Below are 12,753 nucleotides of genomic sequence, written 5' to 3' on the forward strand. Positions count from 1 at the left end.
GTTTCTGATGAATATTCAGCTTTTAAAGTACTTCATTGAAATTGTTAATACTCGCAGTTTATCGGCGGCCGCTCGCAATTTATTTGTCACCCAACCAACACTTTCTTTAGCATTGAAAAAAATGGAATCTGAGTTAGGCACAGCGTTGTTTGATCATTCTGATCAACCGTTTCAATTGACCGATACTGGTGTTTATTTATATGAACATGGCCAAGAAGTTGTTTTTCAATTCGATCAATTGGTAACAGATATTCGTGAAATGAACCAGAAACCAGTTAAAAAGCAATTGCGTTTAGGGTTAACTACTTTATTTGCTGTACAATTTATGAAAGAAATTTCACGATTTTTAACAACCCATCCACATGTGAATTTAATATTACAGCAAGACGGCTCGCCAAAATTACAAACGATGTTAGCAAATAAAGAAATTGATATGGGACTAATTTCTTTCCCAAATACCTTACCTGAAATTATTCATATTGAACCTTTAGAAACGACTACCAAAGGCTACCATGTTTATGTCGTGGTACCAGAATCAAATCCTCTCTCCCAATATGAAAAATTAACTTTTAAAGATTTGAAAGATCAACGATTTTCATCGTTAAGTGATAATTTTATGATTGGTCGCCTACTACTAGATCGGACTCGGAGCTTCGGTTATGAGCCGAATATCATTTTGCATAACGATGATTTACAAGTACTTCTTTATAGTTTACAAAAAAATAATTCGATTTGTTTGCTGCCGATTGAATATTATGAAGTGGGAAAAAGTCAAGGACTGAAATGGATTCCTTTAAAAGATAAGTTTGACTATTTCCCCATCGGCATTGCTTTGCGCCGCGATTTTAGTCTGACAGAAGATGTTAGAGATTTTATCCAAATCATTAAAGAAAATTAATGGATAATCTAGCCTTGATAAGCAAAGACGACTTTACTATCATAAAGTTTCAACACTTTTTCAAATAAGAATTTTGAGAATAAACCCGTGACAATTGGAACAACAAACCAAGAAAAGAGTAAGGGTAAGATCCCTAAGCCCGCATCCAATGAAGCAAGTGGTCCCACGAGTCCAACCAAGCCAAATCCAGCCGATTGTGGGGTTCCTGAAATGTTGAATAGAACCACAGGAATTGCTGAAATAGTCGCTGTAAATAAACAAGGAATTAAAATAATTGGGTATTTAAATAAGTTAGGCATCATCATTTTCATGCCGCCCAAAGAGACAGCCAGTGTCACTCCCGATTGGTTGACATTCCAAGAATTAATCACAAGAACAACAGTTGTGGCTGCAATTCCCATTGCGGCAGCACCTGCAGACAAGCCATTCAACTGAATCGCCAAACCGATTGCCACAGTAGTGATTGGTGAAATAATCAGTGCAGCAAATGAACAAGCAATTAAAATACTCATGATAATTGGCTGGAAATCAGTAAAATTGTTAATCACTTTACCAATGGCGACCGTGATCTGTGTCACATATGGGTAAATCAACATGCCAAACAAACCTGCACCTACTCCAACAACAATCGGTAAAGCAATGATTTCCACTGAACCGAATTTTTTATCGATGACTAATAAAAGTAAGACTGCAACAGAAGCGGTAATCATAATATTAATGATGTCACCAGTGCCTGCACCAATAAAGCCTTTCACTTCTGAATTAAATTTAATCACGCCAGAGCCAGCAAATGCTGCACCGCCAGCAATCATCATTTTCTGTGGCGTTAAGCCAAATTGAAAAGCAATCAGTCCACCAATAATTAAAGGGGTGGCTAGTTGGAAAATTTGCGCCGCATGAATAATCATTTCGATAATCTTGTATTCTGCAAAATATTTTAAAATGGCTCCTAATACAGCATTGGGAATTAAAGCGATAATGGTGCCGGAAGCTGTTCCAGCTAACACTTTGTTAAAAAATATTCTTGGGGTTAATTGAGCATCCAGTTTATCAGTGGGCATTTTCAACACTCCTATTGATTATTTTTGTTTTTTTAAAACAAGTTTGAGAATTATTGAACTTTCTGTTAGATAAAGAGCGGTCTCAAAGAAGAGCGCTTATTTCTTTGAGGCGCTTTTTATTTAACTAAAGCAAGGAACGATTTTTAATATACATCCGTATCCGCATTATATTTCGCTAAATTATCTTTAACATCTCGCAAGAACTTACCTGCTTGTTGTCCATCTAAAATTCGATGATCAATAGAAAGACATAAATTAACCATATCTGCCACTTTAAAGCCTCCATCTGCGGTTGGCACAAGGCGTTTATTAATTGACTCTACTTGTAATATCGCAGCTTGTGGATGGTTAATAATTCCCATCGATTGGACGGAACCTAGTGTTCCAGTATTATTAAGAGTAAAGGTCCCTCCTTGCATTTCTTTGCTTGCTAGCGTTCCTTGTCGGACTTCTTGTGCCAAGCGATTGATTTCTTTAGCTAGCCCTGCAATTGAATAGTTATCCGCTTGTTGAATCACTGGCACATAAAGATGCTCGTCTGTCGTTACAGCTATGGATAAATTAACATCTTTATGATAAATAATTGAGCCATCATCCCAAGATGTATTGATTTTTGGATTTTTCTTTAACGCTTGAATGACTGCTTTGGCAAAAAATGGGAAGAAGCTTAGAGATAGGCCCTCTTGTTGTTTAAATTCATCTTTTAATGAATTTCTAAGTTGGACTAAGTTGGTCACATCCGCTTCCACCATTAACCAAGCGTGAGGGATTTCGTTGACGCTTTGGACCATTTTTTTAGCAATTGCTTTACGTACAGGATCTGCAGAGACAATTTTATCTGTGCTTGTTTCAGTTGGACTAGCTGTTGCGGCGCTTTCATTTTGCGAAGCAACTGGCTCCTCTGAAATTGAAGGGCTAGTTCCTGGACTCACTGTTTTCTCAGGTGTTCTTGCCTGTGTTGGTGTAAAGTTTGTAACATCTTTTCTAGTAATTCGACCATCACGACCTGTCCCTGTAACTTGTGTTAAATCAATCTTTTTTTCTTGGGCAATTTTAAGGACTGCTGGGGAATAACGACCATTATTTTTTTGATGGGACGTCGCAGTGCTTGTTGTTTCAGCCGTTTCATGTTCTTGCGCTTGTTCCGCACTTGCTTCTTTCACTGGTGCTAAAGTAGCTACTTCTGTTTCTTCTGTTGTTTCTTCTGTCTCTAACGTCATCACCGCTGTTCCGATGGGCACATCTGTATCTAGAGAAATCAGAAATTCTTTTACTACACCATCAAAATCTGATGGGACTTCCGTGGTGACTTTATCAGAAACGACTTCCATTAAGGGATCATAGCGTTTCACTGAATCTCCTGGTTTAACTAACCATTGGACAATGGCTGCCTCTGTGACACTTTCGCCTAGATGAGGCATTTTGATTTCTTTTGTGGCCATTTATTTTTTCCTCCTTGCTTCAATTAAAATTCTGCTAATTCTTTCATTGCTGCTAATACTTGCTCTTCATTGATTAAAAATTCTCTTTCTAAAGGTAATGCATAAGGCATGCTTGGACAATCAGGTCCTGCAAGTCGTTGAATCGGTGCATCTAAATCAAAGAGAGCATCTTCTGAAATCATTGCCGCAATTTCACTCATCACGCTGCCTTCTTTATTGTCTTCTGTTACGAGTAAAACCTTCCCTGTTTTCTTAGCTGCAGCTACTAATGTTTCGCGATCTAAAGGATATAATGAGCGAACATCGACGATTTCGGCATCAATTCCTTCAGCGGCTAGTTTTTCCGCCGCAGCTAAAGCTAATTGCAAGGTCATGCCGTAACTAATCACGGTTAAATCACTACCCGTTCTAACGACATTGGCTTTGTCAATTGGTACGATATAATCATCTGCAGGCACTTCATCTTTTAGTAAACGATATAAACGCTTATGTTCGTAAAAAATGACTGGATCATCGGAACGAATCGCTGCTTTAATCATCCCTTTTGCATCATAAGGATTAGAGGGGGTCACAACTCTTAATCCTGGTTGTCCACAAAAAACTTTTTCTGTAGACTGAGAATGATACAGCCCACCACGAACACCGCCGCCATAAGGTGTCCGATAAACGATTGGCGCAGTCCAATCGCCTTTTGTTCTATAGCGCATTGTCCGAGCCTCTGATAACAATTGATTGGTTGCAGGCAAAATGTAATCCGCAAATTGAAATTCACCAATTGCGCGATAGCCCATTAAACCTAAGCCGACAGCTAAACCACCAATTAAGCCTTCTGTTAACGGTGTATTAAAACAACGCTCGTCACCGTATTTAGCAGCTAAACCCTTTGTTACACCGAACACGCCGCCTTTGTCGCCGCCGACATCTTCTCCAAAAATAACTACTTTTTCATCACGAGCCATTTCTTCAGAAATTCCTAAGTTAATTGCTTCTAAATAAGTCATCTCAGCCATTATATTTCTTCTCCTCTTCTCTTATTTTGCATACACTTCTTCTAAAATTGATGTCGGTACAGGATCTGGCATTGCTTCTGCTTCATCCGTTGCTTGATTGATTTCTGCACGAATTTCTTCATCAATTTGGGTAATGTCTTCGTCTGTTAAATAGCCCTCTTCTAATAATTGTTTTTCAAAAAGCTTCACTGCATCGTTCTTTTTCATTTCTTCAATTTCTTCTTTTGAACGATAAACAGATTGATCATCGTCAGCGGAATGAGAAGTCAAGCGAGAAACCATTAATTCAATCAATTTTGGTCCTTTTTTCCCGCGAGCCGCTTTTACTGCTTCTTTAAACGCTAGATAGACTTCAGTAAAATCACTACCATCAACGGTCACACCTTCAAAGCCATAAGCTTTCGCGCGATCGGCCATTCGTTTATTGGCATACTGTTCTTCGATTGGGACAGAAATCGCATATTCATTATTTTCAACAACAAAAATGACTGGCAATTTTTTTACGCCTGCAAAGTTCATAGCTTCTTGGACTTCTCCTTGATTGGCAGAGCCTTCCCCAGTGGTGGTCAATGCAACAAAATCAGCTTTTTGAAGTTGCGCTGCATAACCAACACCTGTCGCTAATGGCATTTGTGTACTTACTGTTGAAGAGAAGGAAACAATATTATGCTCTTTTGAACCATAATGATTCGGCATTTGACGACCATGGGAAGAAGGATCCGCTTCTTTTCCAAAAGAACCCATTAAAATATCTTTGGAGGTCATGCCCCAAACCAAGCACGCGGTCATATCACGATAATACGGTAAAAAATAATCTTTTTGAGGATCAAAAGCCATCGCCATCGCTACTTGTGCAACTTCTGCCCCTTGACCAGAAATATTGAAAGAGGTCTTACCAATCCTTGTTAATTGCCACAACCGTTCGTCTAAACGACGTCCTCGTAGTACTTGACGATATGCCTGAATCAATTCTTCTTTTGATAAACCCGATTTTTTAAGCGTTTTCATTTTCATCAACCTTTCTCTATTTGTGAATCGCTAAGCCATAAGTATCTAAGGCTGCTTCTTGCAATACTTCTGTCATTGTTGGATGCGCATGGATTGCTTCACCAATTTCAATGGGCGCGGCATCTAAATACATGGCAGTACTTGCTTCGGCAATTAAATCCGTGACATGTGGCCCAATCATAGAAACCCCTAATAAATCATCGGTCTTCTTGTCACGAATTACTTCTATAAAGCCATCTGTTTCTCCATAAACAAGTGATTTACCATTACCATTAAAATTAAAGGTACCAATCACTACTTCTTTATCTGCTGGTAAAGTTTCTCTAGTATAGCCGACACTTGCTATTTCAGGATTTGTATAAACACCTCGAGGCACGTTTGTATAATTTAAAGGTTCAACTGTCTCGCCTAAAAGATGCTGAACAGCTAGCTCTCCTTCTTTCATAGCCACATGCGCTAGTTGAAGTGTATCAATACAATCACCAATCGCATAAATATGTCCTTCTGTGGTTTGATAAAATTCATTTACTTCAATGCCTTTGTCAGTATATTTCACTGAGGTATTCTGTAACCCTAACTTATTGATATTGGGTTGACGACCAATTGCTACCATGACTTTGTCAACAGTGAGGGTTTCTTGTCCTGCAACTTCTACTTGAACCTTCTGTCCGGTAACTTTCGCTTCTTGGACTTTGCTACCTAATAAAATGTTAATTCCTCGTTGCTCTAAACGTTTCTTTAATTCTTTAGAAATTGTTGCACTCTCATTTATAAGTAAACGATCCAAAAATTCAATGATAGTTACGTTGACACCTAAACTATTTAATAAAGAAGCCCACTCGACACCAATAACGCCACCACCAATAATTGCAATTGATTCTGGTAGCTCTTCTAATTCAAGCATCCCATCAGAAGATAAGATAAATTCTTCATCCAATGGCAAATTAGGTAACGTTTTAGGACTAGAGCCTGTCGCAATAATGACATTTTTAGGAACGATAATTTCTTCTTCTCGTGTTGGATCATTAAACGTAACTGCCACTGCGCCAGAGACTGGTGAAAAAATGGAGGGACCTAAAATCGCACCTTCGCCTGCTAAAATTTTGATTTTATTTTTCTTGCATAAGCCTTCAACACCTTTGTGTAACTGCTCAATAATTCCTTCTTTCCGTTGTTGTATTTTAGAAAAATCAATGGACGCTGCCTCTGTTTCAATCCCAAAAGAAGCCGCTTGTTTTAAGGTATCAAAAACCTCTGCGCTTCTTAATAAAGCTTTTGTAGGGATACAGCCTTTGTGCAAACAAGTGCCACCTAATTTGTATTTTTCAACAATTGTGACGTTTAGCCCTTTTTGTGCAGCTCGAATTGCTGCTACATAGCCTCCTGTTCCGCCACCTAAAATCAGTAAATCTGTTTGTTCCGCCATTTTGATCACTCCTGCTCAATTTTTGCTTCACTATAATTTAAAGCTTGTTCTTCCCCTGTTAATACTCGATTGACGCCTTCATATAAAGCAGCCATCTCCATTTCACCTGGGTAAACCTTAATTGGTGCAATCCAAGTGACTTTTTGACTAATTTCTTGAACAACGGTTTGCGAATAGGCTGCGCCCCCTGTTAAAATAATTGCATCAATTGTGCCTTCAAGAACCACGGCCATCTCGCCAATACTTTTTGCGATTTGGTAACACATTCCTTTTAAATAGTAATTTGCTGTTTGATCACCTGCAGCTATTTGTGCTTGGATATGCCGTAAATCTGTTTCACCTAGGTATGATTTAAGACCGCTATTCCCCGCAATTAGCTTTTTCACTTGGCTAATCGTTAACTCCTGTTCAAGTATCCATTGCGCAAATTCAACGAGCGGTAAGGCACCACTGCGTTCTGGCGTATAAGGGCCTTCACCATCAAGCCCATTTACCACGTCCACCATGCGGCCTTTTTGATGCGCCCCCAAGCTAATACCCCCACCTAAATGAACAACGATAAAATTGCTTTGCTCATATGTTTTCCCTAAATCCTCAGCGATTTTTCGAGCGACCGCTTTTTGATTTAAGGCGTGACCAACGCTACGCCGCTGAATGCCTTTTAATCCAGAAATCCTGGCTAATGGGTGTAGCTCATCTACAACAACAGGATCGACAATAAAGGCTGACACGTGATATTTTTCTGCAAACTCATTAGCTAAAATCGCCCCTAAATTTGAAGCATGGGTATTAAAGCGTTCTGTCCGCAAGTCTTCTAGCATTTGTTGGTCGACAAGATACGTACCGCCAGGAATAGGCTTAAGCAAACCACCACGCCCTACAACAGCGGCTAATTGTGTGATGTTATGTGTTTCTAAAAATTCCGCGATCATTTGTTTTCGAAATGATGTTTGACTGACAACATTTTCAAAAGGTGCCAATTCTTGGACGCTATGTCTAAGCGTTTCTTCTGCCAAGCAATCATGATTAGCAAAAAGCGCTAACTTCGTGGAGGTCGAGCCAGGATTAATAACCAATACTGTTTCCATTGTTTTCTGCTCCTTTTTTTAAACTTGTCTCATGGCAAATCTTAATGAATGGAATTTGCTTTCTGTCGAATCGCTTCTAGATGTTAAAACGACTGGGACTTTTGTGCCAACAATCGTTCCTCCCACCTTGGCGTGCCCAAACAAGGTTAATGATTTGTATAAACAATTTCCAACATCAATAGTTGGGACCACTAAAATATCTGCATCCCCCATGATAGGACCGCTGTAACGTTTATGCGCAACCGCTTCTTCAGAGGTCGCTAAATCAAGCGAAAGTGGACCAAAAACCGTAGCCTCTTTTTGATCATTAAAATGTGCCGTGACTTCTTTTGCTAAAACAGACGAAGGCATTTTAGGATTGAAATTTTCCGCTGCGCTTAACAAAGCAATTTTCGGGTGGTGCAGTCCCAATTTTTGGGCGACTTCTTTAGCATTTTCAACAATTTCAATGAGGGTCGCTTGAGTGGGGGCGATATTCATCGCACAATCGGTTAGCAAGAAGGTTTTTCCCGCAGGCAGCTCCACCATTGCTACATGGGAAAGAATCGGTTTATTTTTTAATTGATGCTCACTTTTCAACATTTCTTTTAGTAATGTGTGGGTCTGAATAATTCCTTTCAATAAAATTTGTGCTTGACCGGTTGCAACTAGACTGATAGCTTCCCGTGCTACCGCGGCCTCATCTGAGCAATGAACATATTTCCAGAGATTTTCAGTATCAAGATTTTCATTTGTATCAAATACAATAAACTGCAACGGTTGCTCGGCTTCTTTTAGTGCTTTTTTAACTAACTGTAAAATCTCTGGTTGTGAACCTCCTGCAATTGAAACAGTGACCATTTTCTCACCTCATTTTTTCTTCTTTACACTTTAAATCTACCTCAGTATGTAAGCGCATACAAATTGTTAATTTTTATGTCCTTATTAATATTTTTTATAGAGAAGGAAAATCTTAGTAAATCAAGCTTTTCCTTCTCTAAACAATTGTTATCTAATTTACTTTCCATGAAAAAACTTCTTTTCTAAGAATGAAAGGAAAACTTATGCTTCGGCACAGCTGTTTATTTATGTCAGATTCTAAACCATGTTATACTTTAGATACTTATTTTAGGAGGAATTAAATGGCACTACTACTATTCTTTTTGTTTATCGCCCTACTAGGATTTGGTATATTAAAAATTAATAACCGCAGTATCCTCGGCGGTATCACTTTGGCTTCCGGCACCTTATTGTCATTAGTCACCTTACTATTTATCGGACTAGACAAAATTTATTTACATTTTAAGAATGGCGACCTAATTACCTTGGCCATTGCTTATCTATTAATTCCCGCTGTGTTTATCGGCATTTGCCTTTACTTTATTTTTAACTCACGTACGATGCAAACGAAAGAAGGCAAAAGTGTCACGGCTAAATTGTCGGCGGGCTTAGGGTTGAACTTATTAATTGCTTTACCAGCCTTTCTTTATTTATTATCGATTGGCACAATGCAAGTACCCTATGTCCTTTTTCTGTTCTTACTTTTTCTATTGTTAATGGATCTTTTGCTGACCTTTCTATTTGCTGCTTACGTCTTGTATTCATGGATGTACCAAATGATTCCTTTAAAAAAAGCGGTTGATTATATCATTGTTTTAGGTTCGGGAATTCGTAGCGAGGAAGTACCTCCACTTTTGAAGAGTCGGTTAGATAAAGGAATTGAATATTATGAAAAAAATCCCACCGCTAAATTTGTAGTCAGCGGTGGTCAAGGTCCTGACGAACCTGTGGCCGAAGCTTTCGCAATGAAAAAATATTTGCTTTCACAAAATATTCCTGCAGAAGCAATTTTGATGGAGGACCAATCCACAACCACTTATGAAAATATGTTGTTTTCTAAAGCAATAATTCAGGCAGATTGGCAAAAGATGCCGTCTGATTCTAAAAAACCCTCTGTTATTTTTTCAACAAATAACTATCATGTCTTACGAGGAGCTATGTATGCCCATCGTGTCGGCTTAAAAGCTGAAGGTGTCGGGGCGCCAACTGCCTTATATTTTTTACCAACTGCTCTAATCCGAGAATACATTGCCTTACTGGTTCATGATAAGCGAATTGTGCTTTTTGTTTTTCTACTTGTCACTCTTCTTTTAGGAATCAGTATCTTACCCATCTAAAAAAACAGCGACTCACATTTTTGTGAGTCGCTGTTTTTATTCTTTTAATATAAAAAGGTTTAATGAACGTAATTGGCTATCAATGCAATCAGCCATAAATGGAGCGGATAGAATCCGTAAAATAAATATTTGAAAAATGGTGCTTTGCTCCCTCTCTCACCATTGTAAAGCGATATAAAGGGTAACACAGTGATAAACATAAAATCAGAATTATAAGCTAACATTTCAATTGTCGTTGGCCAATCTCCCAACCATTGAAAACTTGTAACTAAGAAAAAGAGCGCTAATGCACCATATAAACAGTTCCGTAAGACAAGTCTCTTTCTGGCTAAATACGTAATCAACATAAAAGGTAACATCACAATGCCACCTTCAGCAAACATTGCTCCTATTCCTAAAATTGCTAGTATACTAATCAATAAAACAATTTTTAAACTGATTTTTGGCATCTCTAGCATCGCTTTTGTCACAATTAACATACTGACACCAAGGGCTAAGGTGAAGAAAATATTGTTGTGAACAGCGACAGCTGGATTATTCACTAAATGATTTAGAAGCGTATTTCCAACAAACATGATTGCTGCCCAAATATACAAACGACCATTGTAACGATAAACATTCCGTGTATAGTTGAAACCTTCTACAGCCATGTAACCAAAAAACACACCGACACAACGAGTAATTACATGAAAAATCAGTGCCCATTCTGGCGGAACAAAATAACTAATATGGTCAAGAACCATTAACCCCATCATCAATAACTTTAAGCGATTTGCGTTCATGAATCGTCTCCTTTATTTTTTCTACAGAAACTATCATATCTTTTTATATAACAGAAAACAACGAACATTCTTGTTAGATTCAACCATTCTTTTTGTCACTTTTGTTAAACTTGGTACCGCAAAGATAAATCTTCAAATAAATAATGTTGGTATTTAAATTGTTCAAAATGAATTTTTCGAATTTCTTGCTTAATGGCTATTAAGCATTCATCGACCGTCATCAATGATTCTTCTTTCAGAAGCGCCTCTTCTATTAATAATTTGCATTGGCAGTCAATCAATAAAAGTTGACTATAGAATGTGTAAAATGTTTCTTTATTTAATTTTTCAATCAAATTTTTAGCTTGATTCTGCAGCTTTTGATAACATTTGGTCAATTTTTGATAATCCATTAAATCAACTAACTGACCTTGTTTTAACATGTTACTAAAGTCTAAATCCCAAAGCATTTCTTTAGTCGGCTGTTGCAATAAATAATACATAGAATGACTACTAATAATTTCAGTGGTCGGTTCTTCAATTGTTTCATAAAAAGTCACAAAATATTCTCGCTCAATCACAGTAATAATTTCTTCTTCTGAAAGCTCACAATCTTCTAAATTTTGATAGAATATCAATAATTTAATCCGCTCATCTATTTTATTCAGCGAAGCGACTAATTCAGGAAAAAGAACCGACTGACAATTCTCTACTAATTCTCTTGCCTTATTTTGTTCATTTTTATAAAAGCTGTATAACTTTTTCCGCTGTTTTAACGAGTTTAGTAAGTTATCGGGTATATTCCAGTAATATTGTTTCTTCATAGCATTCCCACTCTTCTTTTTTATGTACAATTTTACAAAAATTGGTCTTAGCCAATTTCGTCTCTAGTTATTCTATCAAAAAAGTGACGCTTTTTTACTGACAATAATTACTCGTTTTACGCCCAAAAAGTGAAAACTCAGCTGTTAAGTAATTATTGGGGCTTGTTTCTCGCGGGCCGAAAAAACTTTTTCCTTTTAAAAGTCCAGAAAAAGACCTACACTAGAGATAGACAAACGTTGGAGGGATTTAAATGGATTTACACTTAACGAATAAATTAGCATTAATTACTGGTTCAACCAAAGGAATTGGCAAAGCAATTGCGATTGAAATGGCTCGTGAAGGGACCGATGTCATTATCAATGGGCGCAATGAAGCCGAAGTAATCAAAGTTGTTGAAGAAATACAAACAATGTTTCCAGACACTCATCCTCAAGCAGGAACTGCCGATATTTCCATTGAAAGTCAACGAACTACTTTACTTGAAAAATTCCCTAAAGTCGACATTTTAGTGAATAATATGGGGATTTTTGAACCAATGGAATACTGGGACATCGATGACGCCACTTGGGAAAAATTTTTTACTGTGAACGTGTTGTCAGGCAATGCATTAGCAAAAGCTTATCTACCTAAAATGCTTGCACAAGATTTTGGTCGCATTATTTTCATCGCTAGCGAAGAAGCAGTGATGCCTTCTGGCGAAATGCCCCAATATAGCATGACAAAAACGATGAATCTTTCCTTAGCTAAAAGTTTATCCAACTTAACTGTCGGCACACATGTCACCGTTAACACGGTTATGCCTGGCTCAACCCTTACCGAAGGTGTAGAAAAAATGTTGGAAGATATGTACGCTGGTTCAGACATTCCCAAAGAGGATTGGGAAAAAGATTTCATGAAAAATCATCGTTCTCGTTCACAAATCCAACGGCTCATTCGACCAGAAGAAATTGGTCGTTTTGTTACCTTTGTGGCCAGCCCGGATTCTTCTTCATTCTCAGGCGAAGCCTTAAGAATCGATGGCGGCTTAGTTCCAACGATCTTCTAAATTAAACAAAAAAGACAGCCAGCAAAAATTCAC

The 12,753-nt window shown here is 37.9% G+C and carries 11 protein-coding genes and 2 pseudogenes; 3 read left to right on the top strand and 10 right to left on the bottom strand.

Annotated features, from left to right (window positions below; genetic code table 11):
* Positions 1–7 precede the first annotated feature (7 nt).
* A complete protein-coding gene (locus IGJ20_RS07360; protein WP_002369350.1) occupies positions 8–898 on the top strand; it encodes a LysR family transcriptional regulator in 891 nt (296 codons plus the stop codon).
* A gap of 8 nt (positions 899–906) precedes the next feature.
* On the opposite strand, the gene IGJ20_RS07365 is transcribed toward IGJ20_RS07360, so the two are convergent.
* From IGJ20_RS07365 to ptb, 8 genes and pseudogenes are all read right to left on the bottom strand, one after another.
* Positions 907–1,959: a PTS sugar transporter subunit IIC gene (locus IGJ20_RS07365; protein ID WP_010784764.1), complete on the bottom strand. Its 1,053-nt coding sequence runs from the start codon at positions 1,957–1,959 to the stop codon at positions 907–909.
* Positions 1,960–2,102: 143 nt separating this feature from the next.
* Positions 2,103–3,035, bottom strand: a pseudogene (locus IGJ20_RS07370) (dihydrolipoamide acetyltransferase family protein); the annotation flags it as partial.
* 195 nt (positions 3,036–3,230) lie between these two features.
* A pseudogene (locus IGJ20_RS07375) lies at positions 3,231–3,401 on the bottom strand (biotin/lipoyl-containing protein); the annotation flags it as partial.
* A 23-nt stretch (positions 3,402–3,424) separates the two neighbouring features.
* A complete protein-coding gene (locus tag IGJ20_RS07380; protein WP_002357475.1) occupies positions 3,425–4,411 on the bottom strand; it encodes an alpha-ketoacid dehydrogenase subunit beta in 987 nt (328 codons plus the stop codon).
* Positions 4,412–4,432: 21 nt separating this feature from the next.
* Complete coding sequence (locus tag IGJ20_RS07385; protein WP_016626653.1) at positions 4,433–5,425, bottom strand: thiamine pyrophosphate-dependent dehydrogenase E1 component subunit alpha; 993 nt, start codon at positions 5,423–5,425, stop codon at positions 4,433–4,435.
* A gap of 10 nt (positions 5,426–5,435) precedes the next feature.
* On the bottom strand, positions 5,436–6,845 hold the full coding sequence (gene lpdA / locus IGJ20_RS07390) for a dihydrolipoyl dehydrogenase (RefSeq protein WP_010777656.1): 1,410 nt from the start codon (positions 6,843–6,845) through the stop codon (positions 5,436–5,438).
* Between the two features lie 5 nt (positions 6,846–6,850).
* Positions 6,851–7,933, bottom strand: coding sequence for a butyrate kinase (buk, locus tag IGJ20_RS07395; protein WP_131750602.1), 1,083 nt, complete (start codon positions 7,931–7,933; stop codon positions 6,851–6,853).
* A gap of 18 nt (positions 7,934–7,951) precedes the next feature.
* A complete protein-coding gene (ptb, locus tag IGJ20_RS07400) occupies positions 7,952–8,773 on the bottom strand; it encodes a branched-chain phosphotransacylase (protein ID WP_016626651.1) in 822 nt (273 codons plus the stop codon).
* Positions 8,774–9,054: 281 nt separating this feature from the next.
* On the opposite strand from ptb, the gene IGJ20_RS07405 reads away from it, so the two are divergent.
* Complete coding sequence (locus tag IGJ20_RS07405) at positions 9,055–10,089, top strand: YdcF family protein (protein WP_010820013.1); 1,035 nt, start codon at positions 9,055–9,057, stop codon at positions 10,087–10,089.
* A gap of 59 nt (positions 10,090–10,148) precedes the next feature.
* Here IGJ20_RS07405 and IGJ20_RS07410 read toward each other — a convergent pair whose 3' ends face one another.
* Positions 10,149–10,871, bottom strand: a complete 723-nt coding sequence (locus IGJ20_RS07410) for a TraX family protein (RefSeq protein ID WP_002357468.1) — start codon at positions 10,869–10,871, stop codon at positions 10,149–10,151.
* Positions 10,872–10,975: 104 nt separating this feature from the next.
* A complete protein-coding gene (locus IGJ20_RS07415) occupies positions 10,976–11,674 on the bottom strand; it encodes a DUF7006 family protein (protein WP_002360218.1) in 699 nt (232 codons plus the stop codon).
* Between the two features lie 251 nt (positions 11,675–11,925).
* Here IGJ20_RS07415 and IGJ20_RS07420 point away from each other — a divergent pair, with 251 nt between their 5' ends.
* The gene (locus tag IGJ20_RS07420) at positions 11,926–12,720 is read left to right on the top strand and encodes an SDR family NAD(P)-dependent oxidoreductase (protein ID WP_033594766.1); all 795 of its coding nucleotides are present in this window, start codon (positions 11,926–11,928) and stop codon (positions 12,718–12,720) included.
* The last annotated feature ends 33 nt before the right edge of the window (positions 12,721–12,753 follow it).

Origin of the sequence: Enterococcus sp. DIV0294, from assembly GCF_050558155.1 — a bacterium.
GTDB lineage: Bacteria > Bacillota > Bacilli > Lactobacillales > Enterococcaceae > Enterococcus > Enterococcus faecalis.

Bases quoted from the DNA above. Each gene is read 5' to 3' on its own strand.
- IGJ20_RS07360 (WP_002369350.1), top strand. From the start codon at position 8: ATGAATATTCAGCTTTTAAAGTACTTCATTGAAATTGTTAATACTCGC.
- IGJ20_RS07415 (WP_002360218.1), bottom strand. From the start codon at position 11,674: ATGAAGAAACAATATTACTGGAATATACCCGATAACTTACTAAACTCG.
- IGJ20_RS07380 (WP_002357475.1), bottom strand. From the start codon at position 4,411: ATGGCTGAGATGACTTATTTAGAAGCAATTAACTTAGGAATTTCTGAA.
- ptb (WP_016626651.1), bottom strand. From the start codon at position 8,773: ATGGTCACTGTTTCAATTGCAGGAGGTTCACAACCAGAGATTTTACAG.
- IGJ20_RS07405 (WP_010820013.1), top strand. From the start codon at position 9,055: ATGGCACTACTACTATTCTTTTTGTTTATCGCCCTACTAGGATTTGGT.
- IGJ20_RS07385 (WP_016626653.1), bottom strand. From the start codon at position 5,425: ATGAAAATGAAAACGCTTAAAAAATCGGGTTTATCAAAAGAAGAATTG.
- buk (WP_131750602.1), bottom strand. From the start codon at position 7,933: ATGGAAACAGTATTGGTTATTAATCCTGGCTCGACCTCCACGAAGTTA.
- IGJ20_RS07410 (WP_002357468.1), bottom strand. From the start codon at position 10,871: ATGAACGCAAATCGCTTAAAGTTATTGATGATGGGGTTAATGGTTCTT.
- IGJ20_RS07420 (WP_033594766.1), top strand. From the start codon at position 11,926: ATGGATTTACACTTAACGAATAAATTAGCATTAATTACTGGTTCAACC.
- IGJ20_RS07365 (WP_010784764.1), bottom strand. From the start codon at position 1,959: ATGCCCACTGATAAACTGGATGCTCAATTAACCCCAAGAATATTTTTT.
- lpdA (WP_010777656.1), bottom strand. From the start codon at position 6,845: ATGGCGGAACAAACAGATTTACTGATTTTAGGTGGCGGAACAGGAGGC.